The 18,907-nt window shown below is 68.8% G+C and carries 14 protein-coding genes and 1 pseudogene; 6 read left to right on the forward strand and 9 right to left on the reverse strand.

Features of this window, described 5'->3' with window-relative positions; translation table 11 throughout:
- The first annotated feature begins 318 nt into the window (after positions 1–318).
- A complete protein-coding gene (locus EHO50_RS09470; protein ID WP_128429442.1) occupies positions 319–1,131 on the forward strand; it encodes a class I SAM-dependent methyltransferase in 813 nt (270 codons plus the stop codon).
- Positions 1,132–1,244: 113 nt separating this feature from the next.
- Positions 1,245–2,054, forward strand: a complete 810-nt coding sequence (locus EHO50_RS09475) for a transposase family protein (protein WP_128429443.1) — start codon at positions 1,245–1,247, stop codon at positions 2,052–2,054.
- Positions 2,055–2,382: 328 nt separating this feature from the next.
- On the opposite strand, the gene EHO50_RS09480 is transcribed toward EHO50_RS09475, so the two are convergent.
- From EHO50_RS09480 to EHO50_RS09490, 3 genes are all read right to left on the reverse strand, one after another.
- Positions 2,383–3,588: a DUF4241 domain-containing protein gene (locus tag EHO50_RS09480; RefSeq protein ID WP_128429444.1), complete on the reverse strand. Its 1,206-nt coding sequence runs from the start codon at positions 3,586–3,588 to the stop codon at positions 2,383–2,385.
- Positions 3,589–3,948: 360 nt separating this feature from the next.
- A complete protein-coding gene (locus tag EHO50_RS43945; protein ID WP_164904805.1) occupies positions 3,949–4,173 on the reverse strand; it encodes a hypothetical protein in 225 nt (74 codons plus the stop codon).
- 263 nt (positions 4,174–4,436) lie between these two features.
- Complete coding sequence (locus tag EHO50_RS09490) at positions 4,437–4,868, reverse strand: hypothetical protein (protein ID WP_128429445.1); 432 nt, start codon at positions 4,866–4,868, stop codon at positions 4,437–4,439.
- Positions 4,869–5,035: 167 nt separating this feature from the next.
- Here EHO50_RS09490 and EHO50_RS09495 point away from each other — a divergent pair, with 167 nt between their 5' ends.
- Positions 5,036–5,989: an ArsR/SmtB family transcription factor gene (locus tag EHO50_RS09495; RefSeq protein WP_128429446.1), complete on the forward strand. Its 954-nt coding sequence runs from the start codon at positions 5,036–5,038 to the stop codon at positions 5,987–5,989.
- Positions 5,990–6,309: 320 nt separating this feature from the next.
- Here EHO50_RS09495 and EHO50_RS09500 read toward each other — a convergent pair whose 3' ends face one another.
- The gene (locus EHO50_RS09500) at positions 6,310–10,095 is read right to left on the reverse strand and encodes an nSTAND1 domain-containing NTPase (RefSeq protein ID WP_128429447.1); all 3,786 of its coding nucleotides are present in this window, start codon (positions 10,093–10,095) and stop codon (positions 6,310–6,312) included.
- Between the two features lie 249 nt (positions 10,096–10,344).
- On the opposite strand from EHO50_RS09500, the gene EHO50_RS09505 reads away from it, so the two are divergent.
- On the forward strand, positions 10,345–10,944 hold the full coding sequence (locus EHO50_RS09505) for a hypothetical protein (protein WP_128429448.1): 600 nt from the start codon (positions 10,345–10,347) through the stop codon (positions 10,942–10,944).
- Between the two features lie 3 nt (positions 10,945–10,947).
- On the opposite strand, the gene EHO50_RS09510 is transcribed toward EHO50_RS09505, so the two are convergent.
- Together EHO50_RS09510 and EHO50_RS09515 are read right to left on the reverse strand one after the other, a co-directional pair.
- Positions 10,948–11,436 carry a beta-ketoacyl synthase N-terminal-like domain-containing protein gene (locus EHO50_RS09510; RefSeq protein ID WP_128429449.1) on the reverse strand — a complete coding sequence of 163 codons (489 nt, stop codon included), beginning with the start codon at positions 11,434–11,436 and terminating at the stop codon, positions 10,948–10,950.
- Positions 11,433–11,687: an acyl carrier protein gene (locus EHO50_RS09515; protein WP_246101096.1), complete on the reverse strand. Its 255-nt coding sequence runs from the start codon at positions 11,685–11,687 to the stop codon at positions 11,433–11,435. The genes EHO50_RS09510 and EHO50_RS09515 overlap by 4 nt, the downstream gene beginning before the upstream one ends.
- Before the next feature lie 418 nt (positions 11,688–12,105).
- Between EHO50_RS09515 and EHO50_RS09520 the strand changes: the two are divergent.
- Positions 12,106–14,428: pseudogene (locus EHO50_RS09520) on the forward strand (helix-hairpin-helix domain-containing protein); the annotation flags it as partial.
- A gap of 169 nt (positions 14,429–14,597) precedes the next feature.
- Here EHO50_RS09520 and EHO50_RS09525 read toward each other — a convergent pair.
- The 3 genes from EHO50_RS09525 to tal all read right to left on the reverse strand — a co-directional run bounded on the left by EHO50_RS09525 (position 14,598) and on the right by tal (position 17,634).
- Entirely contained in the window at positions 14,598–15,092 is a 495-nt protein-coding gene (locus EHO50_RS09525) for a universal stress protein (protein ID WP_128429450.1), read from the reverse strand.
- Positions 15,093–15,262: 170 nt separating this feature from the next.
- On the reverse strand, positions 15,263–16,510 hold the full coding sequence (locus tag EHO50_RS09530; protein WP_128429451.1) for an NAD(P)/FAD-dependent oxidoreductase: 1,248 nt from the start codon (positions 16,508–16,510) through the stop codon (positions 15,263–15,265).
- Between the two features lie 2 nt (positions 16,511–16,512).
- Complete coding sequence (gene tal, locus EHO50_RS09535; protein WP_220096427.1) at positions 16,513–17,634, reverse strand: transaldolase; 1,122 nt, start codon at positions 17,632–17,634, stop codon at positions 16,513–16,515.
- Positions 17,635–17,974: 340 nt separating this feature from the next.
- Between tal and EHO50_RS09540 the strand changes: the two genes are divergently transcribed.
- Positions 17,975–18,847, forward strand: a complete 873-nt coding sequence (locus EHO50_RS09540; protein ID WP_128429453.1) for a universal stress protein — start codon at positions 17,975–17,977, stop codon at positions 18,845–18,847.
- Positions 18,848–18,907 lie beyond the last annotated feature (60 nt).

Genomic DNA, 18,907 nt, shown 5'->3' on the forward strand with positions numbered 1-18,907 from the left:
CGGGCGATTGAGGTTTTCTCAGCGGTGATCACCTTCAGATTCCGTTGAGAACGCATGCAGTGCGGGCGAGGCCGCCGCTGGGCTGAGCGCGACGTGCGGGGTGGGTCATCGCTGCGTGAGCTCGGCGGCAGTCGCTCGCCGAGAGCCCGCACGCGCCGGACAGCGGGGCGGAGGATCAACCGTGCGATGGCGGAGCTGTCCCCGAACGCGCGTCCGGAGTTGGATTTCGAGAGTCGTGCGAGCTGCCGGTGGCCACCGAATGGGTGGCGAGTCCGGCAGCGTAGTGCGCCAGTCCGCCTCCGTGTATCGTCCGGATTCATGGGTGACCTGGCAGGGCGCTGGCGGGAGTTGAACAAGGCGTACTGGGACGAGCGGGTACCCATTCATCTGGGCGCCGCCTTCTACGACATGGACAGGTTCCAGGATTGGCCCGATTCGCTGAAGGACTTCGAGACGGCCGAGGTGGGGGATGTCAGGGGCAAGCGCCTGATCCATCTGCAGTGCCACTTCGGCCGGGACACGCTGTCGTGGGCGGTACGAGGAGCACAGGTCACCGGGCTGGACTTCTCTCCGCCCGCGATCGAAGCGGCCTCACGACTCGCGGCCGAACTCGGCATCGACGCACGCTTTCTGACCGCGGACGTCTACGACGCGGTCTCGGCGGTCGAGGGGGAGACCTTCGACATTGTCTACGCCAGCTTCGGGGCGCTGAACTGGCTTCCCGACATCAGCCGCTGGGCGTCGGTGGTCGCTGAACTACTCGCTCCCGCTGGGTGCCTGTACCTTGCGGAGTTCCATCCCTTCAGCTTCGTCCTCGACGACGAGACCGGAAGCACGGTCACGCACGACTACTTCGATGAAGGTCCAGAAGCCTCGGGAGGCCCCGGCACCTACGCCGACGAGGCGGCAGTGACCGAGCACGACGAGACCGTGGAGTGGCGGCACAGTCTGTCGACCGTTGTCTCGGCGATCGCCGGAGCTGGGCTACGGATCCGGTTCCTCCACGAGCACGACCACACCTTCTACCTCCAACGCCAGTCGCTTGAGCGCCACGACGGCGACATCTATCGGCACCCTGAAGGTGCTCCGCGCATCCCCCTCACCTATTCGATCCGCGCCGAGAAGGCTTGAGCCACTCGATCCAGCGCGGATCGGGTATGCGGGCCCCGCGCTCGGACGGACGTGAAGTCTCTGGTAGGACAGGCCTCTCTCACAAGATCGTCTGCTGAGCCAGAGGCCTCACCTTGGTCACCTATGCTGCCACGCTCGACGTTCCTCGCCACGTCGTGGAGTATCTGTCCCGACTGCTGGCCGCGCACCGACGGCGCATCGGCACCCCGCGCGGCAGCCGCGTGCTCGGCCCGTTCCGCCAGGCCGTGCTGGTGCTGCGCTGGTTCCGCGAGCGCGGCTGCGTACATTGCCTGGCCCGGGACGCCGGGATCTCGCAGGCCACCGGCTACCGCTACCTGCACGAGGGCATCGACGTGCTGGCCGGCCAAGCTCCAGACCTGCACGAGGTGCTGGACCGTTGCCGGGCCGCGGGGATGACGCATCTGGTACTGAACGGCACGCTGATCACCTGCGACCGCGTCGCCGGTGTCCGTGACAACGGCAACGACCTGTGGTTCAGCCAGAAAGACAAAAGCTTCGGCGGGAACATCCAGTTCCTGGCGGCGCCGGACGGCACGCCGCTATGGGTATCCGATGTGGAGCCGGGCTCCACTCCGGACATCACCGCCGCCCGCCTGCACGTGCTGCCCGCGCTCTACAAGGCCGCCGCTGACGGCCTGCCCACCCTGGCCGACAAGGGCTACATCGGCGCCGAAATCGGCATCCGAGTGCCGGTCCGCCGCCCCAAAGGCCAGTCCGAGAAAGCTCTTGATATCGACACCCGCACAACGAACACCCTGATCAGAGACCTACGGGCGCTCGGCGAACGCACCGCTGCTGAACTCAAGGAACGCTGGCGCGCGTTGAAGCACATCCCCCTCAGCCCTACCCGGATCGGCGACATAGCCCGCGCCGCCCACGTCCTCAACAATCACTGGAAGTGATCTTCGTTGAGAAAACCTCATTGGGTTGACGCCGATCCCACCGAAGGCGGCTCCCGTGTGCGGGAACTTCTGCGTATCTGCGCGGGATACACGCCCTGCTGGACTTGCTGGCCCACCATTCCAGCGCATTGCGTCGGTGGCCCTGTCGCCCATGTGCATCGACGCGTAGTACCGCTGGCGAGTTTCCTTGACGTCCTCCGGGAAGGCGTCCACCAGGCCGAAGTCGGTGATCGAGTTGTCGAGCTTCTCAATCGCCGTGTGCACTCTAGAGGTTCGCCGCGGCCCCAGTCTCGGGCAGTGCGGCCTCGCGCCGATGGTCGGCGGCTCCTTACTCTCCCCCGTCGGCGGAATGGAGCTGGAAGTCGACGACGACGCAACCAACCTGTCCGTCATCGGTGCGGCCGATCCAGACGGGGTAGGCCCCGTCGCCCCGGCCGGCACGGAAGGCGATGAGGTTCGGCTCGGGCTCCGTGCTGGGCAGTTCGACGGTGAAATGGCTGTCGAGGGGTATGAACAGGTCCTCGTCCAACTGGTCTTCGATCACCGTCCGGGTCGCATCCATGAAAGCCACTGTGCCGGTATCCACGCCAACCCCGTAGAACTGGCCCTCGCCGAGCAGCCCCAGGTCCTCGTCGGGCCGGAGGGCCATTTCCCACTCGCGGGGCGGGATGTCCAGGAACGTCACCCTGGCCGCAGCGACACCGGCCCCGCGTGTCGTGCGCAAAAGCGACAGCGTGACCGGGAACTCGCCCGGTGGCACAGCGACGGTCCGCGGGGTCTCTCCGATCCAGCCGGGGTCCGAGACTGCCAGCTGGCCTGACGTGATCCGCAGCAGGCCGGCGTCAACGGGCTCGACGACGGCCGGCCCATCCGGAGTGTCGCACGCGCCCGGACTGAACAGTTGCTCAATTCCGGCGGCACGCAGCGGTCCCGATCCTTCGTCCACCGACACATCGCTCAGGACTACGGTCGTGGCGGGCTCGTGGCCCTGCTGGGCGAGGAACGGCGCGAACACCTGCCAGTCGCCGAATTCCGGTACGGGGCAGAGGAAGCTTTCGACGGGCGCCGGGAACCGCCGCACGGGGACGCTCGACGGGCCGGATGTGCGAGCGTGCAGTGGCTCCGTCGACGCTCCCCTCGGCCCGGCGAACTCGGACCTCACCTCGACCTGACCGTCGACCGAGACGGTCGTGGTCTCCTGAACATCCCACTTCCCGGACGAGTGCTCCTGCTCGTTGGAAAACTGCCATCGGGTGTTCCGGTGAGCCAACAACGTCCCCGTGCCGTGCGGCTTGAGGTCGATCATCTGCATGCGCCAGGACCTGTCGTCGAACAGATACACACGCCACATCCGGCGCGGCCAGTATTCGACCAGTGCCAGCGGTCGCTCCCGCGCGGACAGCAGAACCGCGTAATCCATCCCGGCAGCATGTCTGCGTGCCGCGACCACGCGCGACATCGGGTCCGGATGGGTCATTCCCCGCTGGGAACCCCACATTTCGCCGTACGACACATCAAGACTGTCGAAGATCACAGCCGCGCATCTCCCCCCGTGGCACCAGCCGCCCCCGAGCAGTGGCGCTCGACGGGTGACCCTGCCGCATCGCCCTGCCCTTCCGGAGCTTCGTTGTGCCGCCAGTCTGCCACTGAGGTGTGACACATAGGATTGTGGGAGGCCGGCAACCTGGGGTTACCGACGAAATGGGCCGCCCCAGGTGACGAAACACAGTCGGTTCGGCAGGCCCCATCGGTGATGCGTACGTTCGCGTCAGCGCCGACGCTCAGGGGCGAGAACGTGGACACTCCTGCGCGGGATCCAACCCGGCGGAAGCCACGTTACGGCCGGTCAACGACTTCACCGACCCCCGCCTCTGCGCTGCCATTGTCGACCGCCTCACCTTCGGCACTCGCCCTCGCCGAACAGCTCCTGGCACATCTGGACCTGCGCGCGACCGCGATCAACGTGACCATCGCCGCCCTCATCCGCGACGCCGGCAATCCCACCCTCGAAGACCGTGCCCGCCCCCTTCGTACCGAACTTGACGTCGCGGGCCTCGCCTCCATGGCCCCCACTCTCGAGTTGGCCCTCGCCTTCCACCAGGCCGTCCTCGACGACCACGATGCTGTGAGCGCCACGATCACCCGACTGCGCGAACAGACCCAGGGCGGGACTACGCCTACTACGTCGACATCGCGTCCTTCATGGCCGACCTCCCACTCCCCGCCGACTACGCCGCGCCGCGTTGGCTGGACAACGAAGACACCACCCGCGCGCGGTGGCGCGAGCTCGTCACCGCCCGGCGCGATCGCCTACGCGCAACCCGGTGAAGCACTGCGGCCCCGCCGGAATCCGGCGAGGCCGCAGGCGTCAGCACCGGTTGGTTAGAACACCGGGTTGCAGTTCTTCAGTGTGGTGGTTCCGACCTGGCGGTCACAGGCCCAGACTCGAATGTCCTTCTTGTTGTTGAAGCCCCAACTGTCAAAGGAGTTCACCCGGCTGGCGTACCGAGGCTGGTACTTCCAGGCCCCTCCGGACCATGTGTAGTACTCCAGGGCGAAAACTGCCTCGAGACGGTTGCCCGGGATGGCGTCCCGAGCCCCTGCGTTGGTGAATTTGCCCCCGTATATTGGGTCACCGCTGGTCGTGTGGCCGGTCACGTGGTACTCGTACGTGCCGCTGATCTCAGCATTCCCGGTCTTGCTCTTACCGTTCAGATAGTGCGGCGCGGCCTGGGCGGTGCTTGCGAGGCCGAAAAGCACCGCGGCGGTCGTTGCAGCGGCGCCGAGGCCGATGCGCTTGAGGTTGGTCTGCACGAGCAAGGTCCTCCTTGGATTCCGGTTTGAGTGCAAACATCTCGCTGCGCGCCCGGGTTTCCGACCGTGCAGGACGAGCTGGTGAGAATGAGCCTGCCTCCAGCCGGTTCCAGTCGCCATGCCTTTCATCCATGGCCAAAAGGGTCATGCACACGGAGAATCGGCCCGTGTTGCGCATACACTTCACCGAGGCTGACTTGCGTCAGATCACCGTCGCTCCGGTGCCCAACGCGTTGTTGGAAACGGCGCTCAGCGTGCGCTACTTACGCACCCGCCCGACCGGCTTGGTCCGCTCGCGGCCCGGCCTGAGACAGTGGCAGCAGGCGATCGCACACAGCTTGGTCCCGCGGGCGGGGATCCTCCGGAGCCTGGATCCCCCGCAAGGCGGCATCTTCGAATTCTTCCTCCAGCCCACCACTCCTGGCCTGCACGCTGGTGTCGACCTGGCCGTCCGGACGCCAGTTCAGGAACTGGCGGACGAAATCGCTCTCCTGCCCCACCCCATTCGCGACAGCCGTGCACTGCGGGAGCTCGCCGACGGCACCAGGAGGGGCAGACAGGTCCTCGCGCAGGACACCCTGCTCTACTTCAACTCAACCCTTGCGCCCCTGTGGCCGCAGATGCAGGCCACCGCCGTCGCCGACCGGGCGTTGCGAGCCGAGACACTTCTGCGCGGCGGCGTCGATGCCATGCTGGCCACGCTCGTCCCCGGCTGGCGATGGGAGTCGCCGACCTGGCACATCAGCTCACCGTGCGCCCCGACCGACGTCCATCTGAATGGCCGGGGACTGATGCTCTTGCCGTCGTACTTCGTCCAAGAGCCGATGTATGTCCCAGGCGAGCCGTTGACGCTGATCTACCCGCTGCATGCCAGCGAACAGCCCACCAGCGCCGCCGAGATGCTGGGGCCACTGCTGGGACGGACCCGCGCCGCCGTGCTTGCTGCCCTGCGCCACCCAGCCACCACCACCGAAACAGCCGACCGGGTCGGTATCTCGCTGCCCTCGGCCAGCCAACACACCACCGTCCTGCGCAACGCCGGCCTCATCACCACCACCCGCACCGGCATCGCGGTCCTCCACACCCTCACCCCGCTGGGAAGAGCCCTCCTCGGCTCCTAAGCTCCCCGAACGGTGACCGACGTCGCGATCGGGAAGCTGGCGGTCAGCCCTACGCGCACTGGCGGCGTGGACAGACCTTGCCATGGCCGGACCTCAGAAGAGCCCGGCCACAGCTGCGATTTTCGTCAGTGCCTGTGTCTGATCCTGACCTGCCAAAGCCGAGCGAGACTGACCGGCATCGATTTCATCTCCCGGCGGTGGGGTAGCCGGCCCACACGTGCTGGCGGCGCCAGATCCCGGGCGAGGTCCGCATCGGTGGAGATCAGGTTCGGGTCGGGCGCCTTGTGGACGTGGTAGCGCGCTCGGGGAGCTGCGTATGCTCAAGACTGGCACAGCTGCTGGTAGGGGACTTCGGGCAGAAACCTGTTCCAAGCGGCTGGGGACAGCGAGGCTCCGGCGCGTGCGCACACCGTGTCGACGGCTCGGTCCGCATCGATGTCGTACTTCTGCCACGGCACGTGTTCACCTGCGGCATACAGTGTGCCGCCGTCCGGGCTGAAGGCCAGGGACAGGATGCCGTCGCCCGGAGTGCGTAGGGCGGGGCCGAGGGGTTGCTGGGAGGTCACGTCCCACAACTGCAGGGTGCCCTGGTTCCCGGCGATGGCGAGGGTGGAGCCGTCCGGGGAGAAGACCACCGCGCTCGTCTCCTCGCCTTCGCCGGGTATGGCGCGGGAGAGGGTGCCGGACAGTGTCCCCAGCGGCGTACGCAGGGTGCCGTCCCACAGGGACACATCCCCCCAGTCTTTCGCCACGGCGATCCGGCGTGCGTCCGGGCTGAACGCGAACAGGCATGCCTCGCACTGGCCGAGTTCGTCGGGCAGGGTCTTGCCGTCGGACACCCTGATCAGGGCACCGTCGTCTGTCAGGAGCTTCGCGCCGTCGGCGCTGAGCGCGCCGATTCTCTGGACATCCTCGTCGCGGTCGCCTCGGTTCGGCTCGGGCAGGGTGCGCAGCCGCTTTCCGCTGCGGGTGTCCCAGACCTTGATTCCGTTTTCCGATCCGATGGTCATCACCTCCCGGCCGTCCGGGCTGAGTGCCAATGCCATGAATTCGAAGTCCGCGGTCCCGGGGGTGAGCGCCGTGACCTGCCGGTTTCTTCTCGTATCCCACACGCGGATCCCGTCTGCGCCCCACGGGATGGGCGATTCGTCGAGGCCGTAGGCGAAGCGGTCCCCGTTGGCGCTCAGCGACATCTCAAGGAACGGGTCGTCGTCCTCGGCTGGGGCGGCTCGCTCAAGTCCGGGAACGTCCGCCGTGACCTTGCCGCTGCGCGCGTCGAGCAGGGTGAAGCGGTCGGCCCGGGCGCCCGCGCGGGCCAGGGCCAGTGTGCCGGCATCCGCGCTGAACGTGGCGTTGTCGACGGGACGGGCACGCCAGGAGGTGGTGACGGACTGGCCCAGATCGAGCGTGTGCACCACGGGTCGGGTGCCGCTCCCGCTTCCGACGTAGCGGATGGCACGGGAGCTCATGTCGAGTTCGATGTCGCCGGGGTCCCCGTACCCGTCGGCCGGCGCGTGGCGGAAGACCGGGGTCTGCGGCCGGTCAAGGCGCCAGAGGAGGATCTCATTTCTGCCCGCGCCCGCCACGAATTCCCCGTCGTCGCTGAAGGCATACTGCCCTGGTGACGTCTGGCGGAGCGTGGGCAGTTCCTTCCCGGAGGAGAGCCGCCAGCGCCGCAGTCCCTGCTCATCCGGCACGGCCAGGGTGTCTGCGTCGGGGGAGAACTGCATGTCCCACGTGGTCAGGCAGGGCACTTTCGTGATCCACTCGGCAGCCGTCCGACGGTTCTGGCGGATGTCCCACAGCTCGGCGTGACCGTCCTCGGTGCAGGAGGCCAGCAGGCGGCCGTCCGCGCTGATGTCCGCCTCCACCGTCGGGGGGGCATCCGGGGCGGAGAGCAGCCGCCGCCCGGTGCGCGTGTCCCACACTTCTGTGCCGTCGTCGGCGGTGCTGAAGTACATCGCCCGCCCGCTGCTGCTGAATCCCGTGGCGGACGTGGTGGAGTCGGGGGCGAAACGGGAGGGGCCGAAGGCGGGGCCGCGGTACTGGCCGGCGCGGATGTCCCACAGGCGCACCTGCATGCCGGCGCCCGTGGGGATGGCGAACGTCGAGTCGTCGGGGCTGCGTTGGACGCCATACCCCTGCAGGTCGACGTTTTGTGGCAACGCGCGGTAGGTGCCGGTCACTCGGCCCGTCTCCGCGTCCCGCACCGTGATGCGCCTCTTCTCGATGCGGGTGAACGTGCGGCCGCCGTCGCTCAGGAACTGCTGAGCGTTGTACTCGGAGGGCGGCGGGTCGAACCTCGCGCGCTCCCGCTGCTCCAGGGCGCCCAGCAGCGCCGACCGGGTCTCCGGGGTACGGCTCAGTTTCCAGCCGGCGACGCTGAGTTGGAGTGCCAGCCGGGGGTCGTAGGAGCGCAGCCCGTTCGCCGCGGTGGCGGCCTTGCGGGCGGCGGCGAGAACCTTCTGCCGGTCGCTCTGCTGAGTCTGCTGCCAGGCGACGACGCCTGCCAGGAGGGCGAGCACCACCACAGCGGACAGCGAGCCGACCAGCGTGCGCAGTCGGCGTGCGGCCCGGGTCGCCGCCCGCCGCTCCTGATCGCGTGCTGCGGCACTTGCGGTGAGGAAGTCCGTCTCCAGCACGGTGAGGGCGGCGCTGTGTCCGGGCGGGGAGAACGCCTCCTCGGCCGTGGCCAGTCTGGTGCCGCGATACAAGGCCCCCGGGTCGCGTCCGAGGTCGTCCCAGGAGCGGGCTGCCTCGGTCAGACGTCGATGGGTGCCCAGCCGCTCACGGTCCTCCTCGATCCAGCCGCGCAGCCGGGGCCAGGCGGAAATCAGGGCCTCGTGGGCGAGATCGACGGTGTCCTCGTCGAGGGTCAGGAGTCGGGCCCGTGCCAGCCGCTCCAACACCAGAGCGATGTCTTCCTGGGAGGCGGTGCCGAGGTCGAGTTCGCTCCGGTCGACCGGGCGCCGGGTGTCCTGGGAGCCCTCGCCGGGGGCGATCAGCCGCAGCAGGATCATCCGGGCCAGCTCCGCGTGGTGGGGGGAGAGCCGGGTGTAGATCTCCTCGGCGGTCTGCGCGATCGCGCCGTGCACGCCGCCCGCCGCCTCGTACGCCTCCATGGTGAGCGCCCGGCCGCGGCGCCGCCGCCAGGTCTCCCGCAGGGCGTGGGAGAGCAGCGGCAGGCCGCCCGGCTCGCCGCCGGACTCCTCCACCAGGCGGGCGGTCAGCTCACGTTCGACGATGAGCCCGGCCGACTGCGCGGGCCTGACGACGGCCTCGCGAAGCTCGGCCGGGCTCATCGGTCCCACCATCAGGTTGGCCTCACGCAGGGCGTCGGCGAGCTCACGGTGCTCGGCGCAACGTCCGTAGAAGTCGGCACGAACACCGAGGACGACGCGCAGCCGGCTTGAGGGCTCGGCGGCGGCCAGCAGGCGGGCCAGGAAGCCGGCCCGCTCTGCGGTGTCGCGGCAGAGGGTGAAGATCTCCTCGAACTGGTCCACGACCAGCCAGGTATCCCCCTCGCCCGGTGTTGGGTCGCACACAGTGGCGTGAGTGCGCAGCGGGTGCTCGCCCGGGGTGAGGATCCGCACCGCCGCCGGCCGGTGCCCTCCGTCGAGGCTGCGCAGGCGGGGAATCAGCCCCGCCCGCAGCAGGGATGACTTGCCGCTGCCGGACGGCCCGAAGACCGCAAACACACGGTGCTCCGCCACCGCGCGGACCAGCGCATCGGTCACCTCGACCCGGCCGAAGAAGAGCTCCGCATCACCCACGTCGAACCGGGCCAGGCCACGGTAGGGAGAAGGGACGCTCTCGTCCACCACGAGGTCGCTCACCCGGGCCTGCTCCGTGACCGCCTCGCGCCAGCGCTCCTCCCACGCCTCCTCATCCCCGCCGCACGCCCGCACATAGGCCAAGGCCACCGGCAAGGAGGGCAGTTGCTCTCCATTGGCCGCTCTCGACAGGGTGGAGACCGAGACCTCCACCTGCCGGGCCATCTGCCGGTAGGTGATCCCGCCCGCTTCCTGACGCAGATTGCGCAACTCGAACGCAAACCGCTGAACCGGCCCCAGCCCCGGATCGAGGTCCGCTTCCGGACGCCCCATATCAATTCCTTCCCCCGTGCCGCCCCGTGACCAGCAGCGGCGTCCCATCCCAACACGCACCCCACCACCGCGAAAGGCACCATCTCGCCAACCCGAGCCTGTGACCTGCTTTGTTTCACGCCCGGGACACGGCTGTGCAACAACCCCCAGCCCGATGAACTCGGTGCCGGACCAACCGAACGGCACGCCCCGGGATCCGGCGGCGTGCGGCCGGGGGCACAAGCCGTGCCCGTGAATCGAAGGAGAGACATGCGGTACATGCACAAGAGCGGTATTGCGGCGGCAGGCGGGTTGCTCATGCTCGTCACGGGCGTGGGCACGGCCGAGGCAGGACCGGCGGCGCCGGCCGCCTCGCGCTTCGCCCAGCAGGCCGAGTCCGCGCACCTGACCAGTGAGCAGACCACGGCGCTGCAGGCGGACGTGGACCGCTACCTGAAGAAGATGGGCGGGACCCAGGTCGCGCTCAACAAGATCGACCTCAACGGCAAGGGCGAGGTCCTCGTCGCCCTGCCGGGCGAGGCCCACCCGCGCGACTTCGCCTCGGGCAACGGGATGCGCGCCGCCGCCGACCCGTGCCTTTCTCCGGGGGTGTCCGGGAACTTCTGCGCCTACCGGAAAGACGACTTCAAGGGGACCCGGATCGATATGTTCCGGTGCGATACGAAGTACTACGTGTCCACCTGGGGCAGGGGCGGTTCCTGGATCAACGACCAGACCCGCGACCTGGAGAGCCGCCGGGCCCGGATGTACAACCCCAGCGGCCACATGATCTACAAGACGCCGCGGGCGTACAGCGAGGACCGCCACGGCGACTGGAACCCCGTCCGCTACGTAATCCCCTGCGGCTAGGACTTATGTCGTCTGTGGCCGGAGTACGGCATGTACGTGCCGCACTCCGGCCACAGACGCGCTACGGCCGGCGAGGAACGCCCGGTTCCACAGGCACACTTCCCGGGCACCGATGAATTGACCATGCACAGTGTCGTAGATGGTCAGGCCGCCGTGGGAGCTGCCGATGAGGACCGCGACGCGTGTGGCGTCCCACTCGGAAGGTTCCAGGGCGGCGTCGGCGAGGGCTTCCCGGGTCGCCGCGACGGCGAGGTGGGGGAACCGGTCCATCTGACGGGCCAGAGGGCGACCCAGCACGGTGTCGGCGTCGAAGTCGGGGACGCTGTAGGCGAAGTCGTGCGGCAGGCCCTCCAAGGTCGGCGGCCGGGTGATGTGGCCGACGGTGCCCTGCACGGCGCTCTGCCAGGCAGCCTTCGCGCCGATCCCGGCTGCGCAGATGATGCCTAGACCGGTGACGGCCGCCTCGAACGGGGCGGAGTTGGGACGGTTCACCGGCCAGCCACCGTGGAGTTGATCACCGCGTCCTCGATGACGGACACCAGTGCGCCGACGGTGTCGCGGATACCGATCACCGCGGTCTCCAGGTCGATGGCGAAGTGCTCCTCGGCCACTGTCCGCAGTTCCTCCAGGGCAAGCGAGTCCAGTGACAACTCCTGCAACGCCTGGTCCGCCGCAATACGTTCTGCCGGTACTCCGAACTGTTCCACCAGCAGCTGCTTCACCTGGTCATCTGCCCTGCTCACGGCCCTGCCACCATCCTTGGAGATCTACATAGCGCCCTGGGAACGATGACCGTTCAGGCCCGTAACGGATCTTGCTTCTGTGCGCCGGACGACCGCCCAGTACCACCCCGTCGGCGCTCGCCTGCGCGCGGAGTTGTGGGTCGAGTGGCCAAGTAGGGCTGCGCAGGGCCACCTATCGCTGAGCGTCACAGCGTGGAATAGCATCAAGTCACGTTCGAACGCTTGTGCGATTTCGAGCTATGGTGGATACCTGGAGAGGACACAGGTCAGGGAGGGACAGGCGAAAGGCGGGGAGGTGCGAAGCCGTGGATTTACTCATCTGCGAGTCGCCTCCGGGTACAGCGCCCGCTACGGAGCCTCCCTCTCCGGCGCCCTCGTGCAGCGCGCCGCCGAACGCGGGATGACCGCGCTCGCACTGGTTGGGATCCGGGTCGCCGCGCGCGGCTCCGGTGCCGGGAGCATGGTCAACCACGCGCTCTTCATCGCCACCGCCAACCCTCTTGATCACCCCTTGCTCTGGGAACGCTTCCTCAGCGAGCGCCGTACGTCGCTGCCAGACATCGACCTGGATGTGGAGTCCGAGCGGCGTCTGGAGGTGTACGACGCGATCATCAAGCGGTTCGGCCGGGAACGGACGGCGGTTACCGGCATGCCCGAGACGTACCGTGCGAGGCACGCCCTCAGAGATACCGGGCTTGCCTTGGGGATCCGACCGCAGATGGTGGACCGGATCGCCAAGGGGTTCCCGCACCTGCGCCCGCGACATTCCGAACGCCCTCACCGAGCTGCCCGAACTGCGCCAACTCGCCTGCGAAGCCGAGCAGTTCGGGCCCTTGTGGGAGCTGGCGGCCGGCTTGGACGTGTTGCCCCGCGGGTACGCCATGCACCCGTGCGGCGTGATCCTCTCGGATGCCTCCCTGCTGGATCGGCTGCCGGCCCAGCCCACCCCGGGCGGCGCCTGGACCATCGGGGACAAGGACGACGTGGAGGACCTCGGTCTGCTCAAGCTCGACGTGCTCGGCGTGCGGATGCAGTCGGCGATGGCGCACTCCGTCGCAGAGATCCGCCGCACCACCGGACGCCAGCTCGACCTGGACAGCCCCGACCACGTCGACCTCGCCGACCCCGACACCTTCGAGCTCATCCGCCGCGGCCACGTCCTGGGCTGCTTCCAGATTGAGTCGCCCGGCCAACAGGACCTCATCGCGCGGCTGCAGCCGCGCCATATGCAGGACGTCATCGCTGACATCTCGCTCTTCCGGCCGGGCCCGGTCGCCGGTGGCATGCCCGCCAGGTTCATCGCCGCGCGGCACGGCACCGAGCCGCCTCACTACCCGCACCCGGACCTGGAGCCGATTCTCGACGACACCTACGGGGTCGTCATCTGGCACGAGCAGATCATCACAATCTTCGCCAGGATGACCGGCTGCGACCGGGCCGCCGGCGACGTCGCCCGCCGTGCCCTCGCCGACGCTGATCGCCTGCCGAAGGTGGAGGATTGGTTCCGGCGGGCGGCCGCCGCGCGCGGTTATGCCGGATCCGTCGTCTACGAAGTCTGGGGAATCATCAAGGAGTTCGGGGCGTACGGGTTCTGCCGGGCGCATGCCGTCGCGTTCGCGGTGCCGGCCGTCCAGTCCGCCTGGCTAAAGGCCCACCATCCGGCGGCGTTCTACACGGGCCTGCTGGAGCACGATCCCGGCATGTGGCCGATGCGGGTGGTCGTCTCGGACGCCCGCCGCCTCGGCGTCCCTGTCCTGCCCGTCGACGTCAACCACTCCCGCACCGTGCACAGCGTGGAGCGGACCGACCAGGGGTGGGGGGTGCGCCTGGCGCTGTCCACGGTGCGCGGGATCAGCGACGCCGAGGCCACGCGGATCGCGGCCGGACAGCCGTACATTTCGCTGCAGGATCTGTGGCAATGGGCACGGCCCTAGCTGCCGACCGCCCAGCGACTGATCCAGATCGGCGCACTCGGTCCGCTGCAGGGCGAGCCGACCCGGCGGGATCTCCTGCTGCAGGCCACCGAACTACACCGGCGCTCCCGAAACCGCGCCGTGGTCGACGGGCAACTGCCGCTCGGCGAGGATGCCGTCACCACCACGGCGAGCGGCCTGCCCGAGATGACCCGCCGCGACCAACTCACCGCGGAACTCAACATCCTGTCCATCGACATCAGCCAGCACCTGATGGAGCACCACCACCGGCTGCTGTGCGAGCTCGGAGCCACCGACGCCGCCCACCTGCAACGGCTCCGCCCCGGGCAGCGTGTCCTCGTCGCCGGCGTGCGCGCCTCCACCCAGACGCCACCCATCCGGTCCGGTAAGAGGATCATCTTCCTCACGCTCGAAGACGGCTCCGGCCTCGTCGACCTGGCGTTCTTCGAAGACAGCCATGACGCGTGCGCCCACACCGTGTTCCACTCCGGGCTGCTGCTGGTGCGGGGCACCGTCGAGCGCCGGGGAAACCGGCGCACCGTCGTCGGCGAGATGGCCTGGGACCTCGACCAGGTCGCGCGCGCCCGCCGCGACCACGGCCCTCAGGCCGCACTCGAGCTGCTCGGCCGCTCCGCGCCCGCGCCCACCCCCGCCCAGCCCACGCCCTCCGGCACACCGCCGGCGCGGACCCTGCCGGATGGCACCGCCGGAGCACTGCTCCACCCCTACGCTGATCTCCAGCCAGCCGGGACACGCTCCGCCGACCTGCGCAGACTCGGACACCGCAGCCCCGGATCGGCCGGGTGATCCCGATGAGTCAACGGCAGATCCTCCACGCCCACCTCCACCTGCCCGCCCGACACCCTGGACGTGTACGAGCAGGTGCTGGACGTGATGGCCAAGTGGCGGGGTGTTGTCTGTTGCCGGTCCGAAGGGACAACAGTCAGGCGGCATGCGGGAGTTGGTTCTGCATGCGTCAGGAGGAGGCGCCGCGGGGGTCGGCCGGCACGACCACGACGGGCAGGTGAGCGTGGTGCACGACCTCGGTGCTGGTCGATCCGAGTGTGAGGCGCCCCCAGGCGCTTGAACCGCGGGTACCGACCACCAGCAGAGAGGCGTCCTTGCTCGCGTCCAGCAGAACCTGTGCCGGGCGTCCCGCCTCGGCGATGATCTCCACCTCCACGTCGGGGCCGCCGAGTTGCCGCCGTAGTTCGTGGACCGTGTCGGTCACCGCCTGTCGGGCGACGTCGTGGAGTTGTTCGTACAGGCCGCCGTTGTCCTCCGGCGCGGCCATCCATCCATAGCCCGTGTAACGAGCAGGGCTGTAGTCGTAGGCGCAGACCGCCCGCAGGCCGGTGCCGCGCAGTTGTGCCTCGCGTAGCGCGAAAAGTACTGCGTGCCGGGCTTGCGGGGAGCCGTCGGTGCCGACGACGATCGGTCCAGCGGGGACGTGCGCGGGAGTGTCGGTCATGGGAGATCCTTCCAAGGCAGCTCGCATCGGCAGGACGAGCTGCAGTCTGGTCAGCCCCGGAAGCGGTCGTCGTATCCGTTACGCCGCTATCAGTTCGGCCAGCTCCAGCGGACCGGTGGTGACCTCACGGCCAGACCAGCCAGCGGTGGGGCAGGTCACTGAACCGCTCGTCAGTGCTGGGGATTGGGCAGGAGAGACTCGAGGGGTACCTGTGGGTCGGTGAGCCTGTGTATGTCGACTGGCTGGGCGGTGCGGACGAGGGCTTGGAGCTGGTCGTTGACGTCCCAGATGTTGACGTTCATGCCTGCGAGCACCCGGTTGTCGGCGAGCCAGAAGGCGATGAACTCACGTCCGGCCACGTCACCGCGGAAGACGACCTGGTCGTAGCCACCGGGCTCGACGTACCCGGCGTACTCCATGCCCAGGTCGTACTGGTCGGTGAAGAAGTACGGAACCCTGTCATAGACCGCGTCCTGTCGGCCGAGCATCGCCTTGGCCGCGGTCTGCGGCTGGTGCAGCGCGTTGGCCCAGTGCTCGACGCGGATGTGCTTGCCCAGCAGAGGGTGGAAGGCGTTGGCCACGTCACCGGCGGCGTAGATGTCCGGGTAGGAGGTGCGCAGCCGTTCGTCCACGCGGATGCCGTTGTCGACCTCCAGGCCCGCCTCCTGCGCCAGCCCGATGTTCGGCATGATGCCGACCCCGACGATGACCACATCGGCGTCGATGCGGGTGCCGTCGGCCAGCCGCACCCCGTCCGCCGCGCCACCGCTGCCGGTGATCTCGGCGACCTGCACTCCGAACCGCAGATCCACACCGTGGTCGCGGTGCAGGTCCGCGAAAACCTGAGCGACCTCACGGCCGAGGACGCGCAGCAGCGGCAGCTCGGCCATCTCCAGCACGGTGACCTCCACACCGGCCGTGCGCGCGGCAGCTGCGGTCTCCAGACCGATCCAGCCCGCGCCGATGACCACTGCACGGGATGCGGACTGGAACGCCTCCTTGATCCGGTCGCTGTCCTCGACGCGCCGCAGGTACAGCACCCGCTCCAGGTCAGCACCCGGGACAGGCAGGCGGCGCGGCGAGGATCCGGTGGCCAGCAGCAGCTTGCCGTAGCCGATCCGGCTGCCGTCCGCGAAGGTCACCTCGCGCGCGGACGGGTCGACGGCGGTGACCGCCATGCCGAGCCGCAGATCCACATCGTGCTCGGCGTACCACTGGGGCGGATGAACGTAGATCTGCACCCGCGCGTCCTTACCCATCAGATAGCCCTTGGACAGCGGCGGCCGCTCGTAGGGCCGTTCGCGTTCCTCGCCGACCAGCAGAAGCCGGCCGTCGAAGCCCTCCTCGCGCAGGGTCTGCGCGGCCTTGGCCCCGGCCAGGCTGGCCCCGACGATCACACACGCGTCATCGGTGGGCATCGTCAGTTCCCTTCCCGGGCTGCGGGCCGGCTCCGCAATGTTTCCGCGAGTTGCTCGGAGAGCTGCTCCCAGCTGGCGTCGAACTTCGACACGCCTTCGTCCTCAAGGGTCTGCACGAGGTCGTCGTAGTCCACGCCGACGGCCCGCAACCCGTCGAGCACCTGATGAGCGTCGTCGTAGTGGGCGCGGACCGAGTCGGCCGGTACCTGGCCGTGGTCGGCGACCGCGCGCAGGGTGGCCTCGGGCATGGTGTTGACCACGCCGGGTGCGACGAGCTCGGTCACGTAGCGGGTGTCGGGGTAGGCGGGGTCCTTGACCGAGGTTGAAGCCCACAGCGGACGCTGAGGGTGGGCCCCCGCCTGCCGAAGGGCATGCCACCGGGACGAGGAGAACACCCGCTCGTAGTGCTGGTAGGCCAGCCGCGCGTTGGCGATCGCCAACCGGCCCCGCAGCTCGGCCGCCTGCGCGGTGCCGATCTTGTCCAGGCGTGCGTCTGCCTCGGCGTCGACGCGGGAGACGAAGAACGAAGCCACCGAGCCGATCCCGGACAGCTCCCGGTCCGCATCGCGGGCGCGTTCCATCCCGTCGAGGAAGGCGGCCATGACCTCTTCGTAGCGGGCGAGGGAGAAGATCAGCGTGACGTTGATGCTGATTCCCTCCGCCAGGCACGCGGCGATCGCCGGCAGGCCCTGCCGGGCGGCCGGGATCTTCACGAACAGGTTGGGCCGGTCGACCAGCCACCACAGCGCCCGCGCCTCCGCGATCGTCGCCGCGGTGTCGTGCGCGAGCCGGGGGTCGACCTCGATGGAGACCCGCCCGTCGACGCCGTCCGTCGCGTCGTAGACCGGGCGCAGCACGTCGCACGCCCACCGCACGTCGGTCGTGGTCAGCGCCCGCAGCGCCTCACCGACCCCGACTCCGCGGGCCGCCAGGTCACGGATCTGTCCGTCGTACGCGTCGCCGCTCGTGATGGCCTTGGCGAAGATCGTCGGATTGGTGGTCACCCCCACCACCCGGTCCCGCACGACCAGGTCCGCCAGACTCCCGGACACCAGCCGCTCCCGGCTGAGATCGTCCAGCCAGATCGACACTCCGGCATCGCTCAGTGTGTTCAAGGGATTCATGACGCCGCCGCTCCTCCCGCGCGCGAGGCGGAGTGGGAGCTCAAGGCTTCCTGCTGCTCGTCCGCGGCCCGCACCAGAGCTTGCCTGTCGCTCCATCGTCTCTGGAAGGCCAGCGGCCCGCAATCCACACACCGGGCAGGCCCGGGTCGGCCGGACTGCACGGCTCGCCGACCGCTCCGGGCGCGAAGACGCTCTGGATGTTCGCAGTGCGAGGGGAAGTTGTTTGGGGTGTATTGGTACAGAAGCCCGTTGACCGGGCAACTGGGCCTCAAGGCCACCGACAGGGGCCGATGCTCCCGCTTCTCGGCACCCAGCTTCTACCGAGACGAAGGCAGTCGCCATGAAGCCAGCGCTCACCGTGGGTCTGGACGGCACCCCCGAGAGCCTGGCCGCGGCCCGCTGGGGCGCAGCGGCAGCCGACCGGCAAGGGCTCACCTTGCGATTGCTGCACGCGTGGGTCCCGCTGTCGCCCCAGCCCCGCGGAATGTCCGCGGAGAGTGACCAGCACTATTGGGCCCAGCGCATTCTTCACGACGCGCACGTCGTGCTCCGCAAGCGATATCCCGCTCTGTCCATCGTTGAGGATCTCGTGGCCGACGACGCCCGGTCCGCACTGCTGGAAGCCGCAGCCAAATCCCGGATGATCGTGCTGGGCTCGCGGGAACTGGCCTTTGCCAGCGGCTACTTCCTCGGCAGCATCAGCATGGACGTCGCGTCACGGGCCGAGCGGCCAGTGGTCCTCGTACGTCCAAGCCTGGAGCAAAGAGCGCCTTCCCCCGTAAACGAAGGCAACTGTGTGGTGGTCGGCCTGAGCCTCCGGGACCCGTGCGATGAGCTGTTCAAGTTCGCCTTCTCTGCAGCCGCCGCACGCGGAGTGCCCCTGCGAGCCGTCCACTACCGCGAGGCACCACTGCAGGCGCACATGCCCTGGGGCGTCGACCCCGAAGTCGCCGCAGAGATCACGGACAAGGCACAGAAGAAGCTTCGCAAGAAGCTCCGTCCATGGCGTAAGAAGTTCCGCAACGTGCGAGTCGTCGACGTCGTCACCCTCGACAGCCCGGCCAGGGCCGTCGTACGCGACGCGGCACAAGCTGGGCTGCTGGTCGTCGGCAGACGCAGACACCGGGGCGCCCTGGCCCAGCGCCTCGGACCCGTGGCCCATGCGGCCGCGCACCATGCGACCTGCCCCCTCGCCGTTGTCCCTTATGACTGAGCCCGCCTCCCGTAGGGAGCAGATTGGTGCACCAGTCCCACCGGCGAGGGCCCGGCGACT

The organism is Streptomyces cyaneus (genome assembly GCF_004028635.1).
GTDB classification, from domain to species: Bacteria; Actinomycetota; Actinomycetes; order Streptomycetales; family Streptomycetaceae; genus Streptomyces; species Streptomyces cyaneus.

What these genes read in the sequence shown, in the direction of transcription:
- tal (WP_220096427.1), bottom strand. Translation starts at nt 17,634, where the DNA reads ATGAATCCCTTGAACACACTGAGCGATGCCGGAGTGTCGATCTGGCTG.
- EHO50_RS09530 (WP_128429451.1), bottom strand. Translation starts at nt 16,510, where the DNA reads ATGCCCACCGATGACGCGTGTGTGATCGTCGGGGCCAGCCTGGCCGGG.
- EHO50_RS09540 (WP_128429453.1), top strand. Translation starts at nt 17,975, where the DNA reads ATGAAGCCAGCGCTCACCGTGGGTCTGGACGGCACCCCCGAGAGCCTG.
- EHO50_RS09505 (WP_128429448.1), top strand. Translation starts at nt 10,345, where the DNA reads ATGCGGTACATGCACAAGAGCGGTATTGCGGCGGCAGGCGGGTTGCTC.
- EHO50_RS09525 (WP_128429450.1), bottom strand. Translation starts at nt 15,092, where the DNA reads ATGACCGACACTCCCGCGCACGTCCCCGCTGGACCGATCGTCGTCGGC.
- EHO50_RS09500 (WP_128429447.1), bottom strand. Translation starts at nt 10,095, where the DNA reads ATGGGGCGTCCGGAAGCGGACCTCGATCCGGGGCTGGGGCCGGTTCAG.
- EHO50_RS09470 (WP_128429442.1), top strand. Translation starts at nt 319, where the DNA reads ATGGGTGACCTGGCAGGGCGCTGGCGGGAGTTGAACAAGGCGTACTGG.